A 6,653-nucleotide genomic window follows, 5' to 3' on the forward strand; every position below is an offset into this window, starting at 1 on the left:
GGTGCCAAGCATGACCTGGATGCCGATCGCCGGTTTGACGTCGATTTCGACAGCGGCGCCGGAGAGCGAAAGGTCGATGATGCGGCACTGGTACTGGCGGCCGTCGGTGAGCTGCAGCACGCTTGTCGGATTGCGCGGTGCGACGCGCTCGTGGCGGCGATCTTCCGGCAGGTCGAGTTCATGCTTGTTGGCCAGCCAGGTCAATTGCGCGGCCAGCTTGTCCTTCTTGCGATCCGACGCAATGACGGTCATTGCGAAACCGTCCTGCAGGGTGCGTGTGACGACGCCTTCGATGCGGCCGATATGATCGATGTAGGCGATGATTTTTTCGCCGGGCATGCCGATGCGGTCGGTGCGAAACGCGACATTGCCCGGTGACATGTCGACGACCTGGCAGGGATGTTCGGTGCGGTCTTCCAGCATGAAGCGTCCGTAAATTTTAACCCGGACGCGCTGAAAGTTTCGCCTTTCAGCTTGGGACGGCGCATAGTCGACCGCCGCTGACCTCATGACTGCCTACACCCCGTTTGGCATCCCGCGCGCCGATGCGAGGAACTTCATCACAGAAGTACAACAAAGCGGGTTAACAAAGGGGAAAAGCGGGCGCTCCAGCGTTTTCCTTTTTGCAGGCCGTGGTGCCAAAACCGCCGCGCAGTTTTGGGCGACGTGCATCAGGTCTCAAAAAACAGCGGACTATTCCTCGCGCCCGCCATCGAAGACGACGAGATGACGGATGCGACGCACCCGGCCGAGCGCCGAGATCGTCTCGGGTGCCCCAAGTTCATCGGGAACAAGCGAGGGAACATCGATCGCCGGGCGATTGTTCAGAAGCTCCTTCTCCGGATCTATGACGCGGATTGAATCGATCAACGCATCGGTGATCGGATCGGCACCCAGCCAGAAGGGTTTCTCCACGGCGCTGATGACGCCCAGGCAGCGCGGATTTTCGACGCCGCCGTCCAGCGGCAGGGCAAGCAGTTCGAACTTATTGGAGCGCCCGTTGCGGCTGAAGCCCTCATAGCTGATGAGCACGACCGATTTCTGCTCGAACACGCCATGGATCAGGCGCGAGACGAGCCGCTGGTCCTTCTCGCGCCACAGCGATGGAAAGGAAAACCCCTTGAGCTCGCGGCCGTAGCAGGCGCAAAGCCTCGTGCCGGCCAGCCGGAATACGGCCTGTCCGCGCGTGTCACGTTCCAGGATAAAGGTGTCGGCCAGCAGCGACTTGATGTCGGCCGGTTCGACCTCCGAACGCTTCGGGGCGGGGCGTCCATCACGCAGGCGGTTCCAATATTGGAACAGCGTGATCGATCCATTCTGGTTCATGCTATGCTGCTCCGCGCAATCTGTCGTCTGATGTCCCATCGGTGAACAGAAGGGCGCCCTCCGAGGACCTACATGCGTTGCGGAGCAGGAAGCGTGCCAGCGTCGTTAACACTTGTTCACGGGTCGGGGTCGTTAAGGTTAACAAGTGGTTTACGTTGCGTCTGAGCCAGCCCCGTGGCACACAAAAACCACTCCAGAAGCGGTCGTTTCGCGACGATCGGCAGCACTTCAGTCAGAGTTTTAGGGGAGCAGGGGGCTCGACCGGCCGTTCAAGGGAAACCTTGAACGGCTTCTTTTTTGATTCGCGCCAGATGATTCGCGGTTTGCTGTTCGGTCCGCGTTAATCTAGATGCTCGAACCTGGAATCCCGCAGTGAGTGCAATTTCAAATGAGTGAACCGGTAATTCCCTCGGAAGCCGACCCGGTCGAGGGCGCGCCCGAGCCGCGGCGCGAGCCGGTGTTCAACCTGCCGCCCGTCGTGCTGGCGGTGATCGGCATCTGCGTCGTCGTCTATCTGTTGCAGCAATATGTGTTGAGCGAATCCCAGCAGATGACATTGCTGTATGACGGGGCCTTCATCCCCGTTCTCTACACCGGGCAATACGGCTTCGACTGGTTCCTGTTTTCGCGGCCCTTCACCTACGCGTTCATGCATGGCGGCTTTGCCCATATCGCCATCAACATGGTGTGGCTCGCCGCGTTTGGCTCACCATTGGCAAACCGTCTGGGAACGCTGTGGTTCGCGCTGTTCTTTGCCGCAACCGGGCTGGCTTCGGTCGCGCTTTTCTGGGCACTGCATCCTTACGGTGAGGCGCCGCTGGTCGGGGCTTCCGGTGCGATATCAGGCATGATGGGGGCTGCGGCGCGTTTTGGCTTCCGCACCGATCGTTCGGCCGGCAAGGCCGCCTTCGCCGGCCCGGTGCTGCCGATCGCATTCGTGTTGCGCTTGCGCGGTGTCGTGATTTTCCTTGCCATGTGGATGGTCATCAATCTCGCCACCGGCCTGCTCGGTTTTGCCCCGGGGGTAGACGGCCAGATCGCCTGGGAGGCCCATATTGGCGGCTTTGTCGCCGGCTTCTTCGGCCTGCGCTGGTTCGACAGGCGATGGCAGGCGCCCGAATGGGAGACGGCCGACCACCACACTTGAAATGCAACCGATCACGGCGCACGATGTTCACTCTTACGTGAAGGCCGGTCAGGGCAGGAACCGGCAGGCAAAGCAGAGGAGGACGCCATGACGGTTAAGGCAATTCTCGAGAGAAAAGGCCATGACGTGTTGACGCTCGGGCCGAACGAAAAGCTTAGCGAAGCCATCCGTATCCTGGCAGAGCACAAGATCGGGGCGCTGGTCATCACCAATGGCGATCGCAAGATCGTCGGCATCCTGTCAGAGCGCGATATCGTCCGGGTTGTCGCCCGCGAAGGTGGAGCCGCGCTCGATATCCCCGTGCGTTCGGCGATGACGCCGAAAGTGAAGATCTGCAACGAAAACCACACCGTCAACGAGGTGATGGAGATCATGACCCGAGGCCGCTTCCGCCATCTGCCGGTGGAAAAGGACGGCATGCTCGATGGCATCGTGTCCATTGGCGACGTGGTCAAGCGCCGCATCGAGGATGTCGAGCGCGAGGCCGACGAGATCAGAGCCTACATCGCCACCGCCTGAGCGGTGAGGCGAACCGCCGGCCGGAGAACCGACCGGCGGAGCCGTGGTTACCTGTTGTCGAGTTCGGAGCGGACGAGTGCGAGCCCGCGCCGGGTGATGCGGTAGGGTCCACCGTCAGACGAAGAAACAGCCTTCTTCCGCTTCAGTTTTCGAAACAGCTCGAGATCGACGCCCGGATAATGCCAGCCGTCGCGGGTCAGGCATTTGACGGAGGCGATCCGTTTCTTCTCGTTCTTTTCGATTTCAATGCGTCCGCCCTGCGCGAGCAGGTGCAGGATGCGCTGTTTCCACAGCGCCGCGCGTCCTCTTGCACGCGCAAAGGACGCTGTGGCACTTATGATTTGGCGCATGATCCTTTCCGAAAATCGATACCGATTTTCGGGGTCATGCGCTGCGCGAAATATCCATGTGAGAGTTTTCCGGGAAAACAAAAAATGCCGCCGCCGCGAAGCTTCGCGGCACGGGGTTTCAGGTTTTCTGCCCTGCCTCGCCAGGAGGTCAGGGCCTTACCGGGACTGAGCGTAAGTGGACATCCACTCTCCATTGGAATGGACCTCCCATAGGCGAACGCAGCTGAAAAGGCCAGTCCGCGGCTTTGCGCTTGTGTTTTTTGGGCGCTTGTCTCTTTTGGCGGTTTGCACTAGCGAAGTTGCACACCAAAGTGTGCGAAACGCATTATCCGCAGTTCCAATACGCAGGCCACCATGTCCCTCATCGACACCCGCACGCCCGACGCCAAGCGCCTTGTTTCCGGTGCCACCGGCGACTGGGAGATCATCATCGGCCTCGAGGTCCATGCCCAGATTACATCGGAAGCAAAGCTGTTTTCCGGCGCCTCGACCGCTTTCGGCGCGGCGCCCAACGCCAATGTCAGCCTGGTCGATGCGGCGATGCCCGGCATGCTGCCGGTCATCAACGAGGAATGCGTCAAGCAGGCGATCCGCACCGGCCTTGGGCTGAAAGCGCAGATCAACCACAAGTCGGTCTTCGATCGGAAGAACTACTTCTATCCAGACCTGCCGCAGGGCTACCAGATCTCGCAGTTCAAGCAGCCGATCGTCGGCGAGGGCACGGTGATCGTTTCCGTTGGCCCCGATCGTCAGGGCGAATTCGAGGACATCGAAGTCGGCATCGAGCGGCTGCATCTGGAGCAGGATGCCGGAAAGTCGATGCACGACCAGCATGTGACCATGTCCTATGTCGACCTCAACCGCTCCGGCGTGGCGCTGATGGAGATCGTCTCCAAGCCCGACATGCGCTCGGCCGACGAAGCCAAGGCTTATGTCACCAAGCTGCGCACCATCGTGCGCTATCTCGGCACCTGCGACGGCAACATGGACGAAGGTTCGATGCGCGCCGACGTCAACGTTTCGGTGCGCAAGCCGGGCGGCGAGTTCGGCACGCGCTGCGAGATCAAGAACGTCAACTCGATCCGCTTCATCGGCCAGGCCATCGACTACGAGGCGCGCCGGCAGATCGCCATTCTCGAGGATGGCGGCAAGATCGACCAGGAGACGCGGCTGTTCGACGCCGTCAAGGGCGAGACGCGTTCGATGCGCTCCAAGGAAGAGGCGCATGATTACCGCTACTTCCCCGATCCGGACCTCTTGCCGCTGGAATTCGACCAGGCCTATGTCGATGCGCTGGCCAAGGAATTGCCGGAACTGCCAGACGACAAGAAGGCGCGGCTGATCGCGTCGCTCGGCCTGTCGGTCTATGACGCCTCGATCCTGGTTTCGGAAAAGCCGATCGCCGACTATTTCGAGAAGGTGGCCGCCGGCCGCGACGGCAAGCTCGCCGCCAACTGGGTCATCAACGATCTGCTCGGGCAATTGAACAAGGCCGGAAAAGACATTGAAAACGCTCCGGTTTCCCCCGAGCAGCTTGGCGCGGTCATCGATCTGATCAAGGACGGCACCATTTCCGGCAAGATCGCCAAGGACCTGTTCGAGATCGTCTGGAATGAGGGCGGCGATCCGCGCCAGCTGGTCGAGAGCCGTGGCATGAAGCAGGTCACCGACACCGGCGCCATCGAGAAGGCCGTAGACGAGGTGATTGCAGCCAACCCCGACAAGGTCGAACAGGCGCGCGCCAAGCCGAGCATGGCCGGTTGGTTCGTTGGCCAGGTGATGAAGGTGACCGGCGGCAAGGCCAATCCACAAGCGGTCAACGACCTCGTCAAGACCAAGCTGGGCATCGAGTAGCGCGGTGTTTGTCCGCACCGCAGGTGAACGTGATCTGACGGCCATCCGGGCGCTGCTGGTCGAAACCTGGCACACGACCTATGACGCGGTCTATGGCCCTGATCGGATCGACCGGGTCATCGAGGATTGGTGTTCGCCGGCGAAATTGAGAGCTAGCCTTGAGCGGCCGAATGCCGAATTCCTGGTCGCCGACGACGGCAAGCGCATCGGCGGCGTCGCCTATGCCGAAAGCGTCGAAGGCGGCACCGTGGTCGACCTGCAACAGCTCCATGTCGCACCCGACCTGCAAGGCCGGGGCATCGGCGGGATGTTGCTCGATGAGGTGATCGAGAATTTTCCGGAAGCCCGCTCTCTACGCATCGAGGTCGTGGAGCAGAACAGGCGTGCGGTCGCCTTCTATCTGGCCAACGGCTTTGCCGAGATTGGCCGGGCCGACAATTATGGGCCGGCGCAGTCCGGTATTGCTGCGTTGATTCTTGAGCGGATGCTGACCGCCTGAGCGCTCGATGATCGCGCGATTGCATCACGTTGTTGCGAGTGGACCCTCGAGCACACGGCTTTCATTTGACGGCGCAAATATCGAGCGCAAAGCTGTGGCCGCTGACCCCAGCCATGATCGGTGTTTGACCGGTGGCATGCGAGGCAGCTTGGGGAATCGTCATGCCAAGCTTGCCGGAACTGATGCCGACACAGGTGTCGGACGAGACCTTTGGCGGCGTCACCTATCATATAGCGGGCGAGCTGGTGCCGGTGCTTTCGGTCGATGTCACGCGCATGCCGGTCTATTTCGAGCACCACATCCTTTTGTGGAAGAATTCCACCATCACCATCGGCCTGAAATCGCTGAAGGGCGCGCTGAAGCGGATGATGGCCGGCATGCAGATCTTCGTCACCGAGGCGTCGGGGGCGGGCATCGTTGCCTTCAGCCGCGATGGGCCGGGCCACATCGTGCCGATCCATCTCAGGCACGGCGAAGAGATCCAGGTGCGCGAGCACCAGTTTCTCGCCGCCACCGGCAATGTCGACTACACCTTCGAACGGGTGCGCGGCCTGGCGACGATGCTGTTCGGCCAGAGCGGCTTTTTCATCGACCGCTTTCGCGGTGATTCCGGCGATGGCATCGTCTGGCTGCACGGCTATGGCAACGTCTTCGAAAAGACGCTCGCCGCCGGCGAAACCATCGACATCGAACCAGGCGGCTGGCTGTTCAAGGATGCCTCGGTCAGGATGGAGACCAAGATCGATCGCCTGTCGAGCGGCTTCTTCGGCGCCAACATGAATTTCATCGTCAACCGATTCACCGGACCGGGCCGTGTCGGCATCCAGTCGATGTATCTGCATATGCCGACGGAGGAATAGTTCGGCGAAGGCCACTGGCGGGCAGCAATGGCGGCCGCGACCCGGCCATGCGTCATCGCGGCGTTTGCCGTGCCGGCTCACCACGGATATGCAAGGGC

General features: G+C 61.0%; 8 protein-coding genes. 5 read left to right on the plus strand and 3 right to left on the minus strand.

Going from position 1 to position 6,653, the window contains the following annotated elements; translation table 11 throughout:
* Both EN884_RS20135 and EN884_RS20140 read right to left on the minus strand, forming a co-directional pair.
* Nucleotides 1-510: PilZ domain-containing protein (locus tag EN884_RS20135; RefSeq protein ID WP_164895074.1), on the minus strand; the 510-nt coding region annotated here is incomplete at its 3' end.
* A 183-nt stretch (nucleotides 511-693) separates the two neighbouring features.
* Nucleotides 694-1,326 (minus strand): PAS domain-containing protein, encoded by a 633-nt coding sequence (locus EN884_RS20140; protein ID WP_024503876.1) that lies wholly within the window; start codon nucleotides 1,324-1,326, stop codon nucleotides 694-696.
* A 388-nt stretch (nucleotides 1,327-1,714) separates the two neighbouring features.
* Between EN884_RS20140 and EN884_RS20145 the strand changes: the two genes are divergently transcribed.
* Nucleotides 1,715-2,473, plus strand: coding sequence for a rhomboid family intramembrane serine protease (locus EN884_RS20145; protein ID WP_013531343.1), 759 nt, complete (start codon nucleotides 1,715-1,717; stop codon nucleotides 2,471-2,473).
* An 87-nt stretch (nucleotides 2,474-2,560) separates the two neighbouring features.
* Nucleotides 2,561-2,992, plus strand: a complete 432-nt coding sequence (locus EN884_RS20150; protein ID WP_013531344.1) for a CBS domain-containing protein — start codon at nucleotides 2,561-2,563, stop codon at nucleotides 2,990-2,992.
* A 47-nt stretch (nucleotides 2,993-3,039) separates the two neighbouring features.
* Here EN884_RS20150 and EN884_RS20155 read toward each other — a convergent pair whose 3' ends face one another.
* Complete coding sequence (locus EN884_RS20155; protein ID WP_082826465.1) at nucleotides 3,040-3,342, minus strand: YjhX family toxin; 303 nt, start codon at nucleotides 3,340-3,342, stop codon at nucleotides 3,040-3,042.
* 354 nt (nucleotides 3,343-3,696) lie between these two features.
* Here EN884_RS20155 and gatB point away from each other — a divergent pair, with 354 nt between their 5' ends.
* The 3 genes from gatB to EN884_RS20175 all read left to right on the plus strand — a co-directional run bounded on the left by gatB (nucleotide 3,697) and on the right by EN884_RS20175 (nucleotide 6,555).
* Nucleotides 3,697-5,196 (plus strand): Asp-tRNA(Asn)/Glu-tRNA(Gln) amidotransferase subunit GatB, encoded by a 1,500-nt coding sequence (gene gatB / locus EN884_RS20165; RefSeq protein WP_063168097.1) that lies wholly within the window; start codon nucleotides 3,697-3,699, stop codon nucleotides 5,194-5,196.
* A gap of 4 nt (nucleotides 5,197-5,200) precedes the next feature.
* On the plus strand, nucleotides 5,201-5,695 hold the full coding sequence (locus tag EN884_RS20170) for a GNAT family N-acetyltransferase (RefSeq protein ID WP_063168096.1): 495 nt from the start codon (nucleotides 5,201-5,203) through the stop codon (nucleotides 5,693-5,695).
* Between the two features lie 161 nt (nucleotides 5,696-5,856).
* Nucleotides 5,857-6,555 (plus strand): AIM24 family protein, encoded by a 699-nt coding sequence (locus EN884_RS20175; protein ID WP_027160398.1) that lies wholly within the window; start codon nucleotides 5,857-5,859, stop codon nucleotides 6,553-6,555.
* Nucleotides 6,556-6,653: the final 98 nt, after the last annotated feature.

Source organism: Mesorhizobium sp. M7A.F.Ca.AU.001.01.1.1, assembly GCF_004022735.1.
Lineage (GTDB): Bacteria > Pseudomonadota > Alphaproteobacteria > Rhizobiales > Rhizobiaceae > Mesorhizobium > Mesorhizobium ciceri.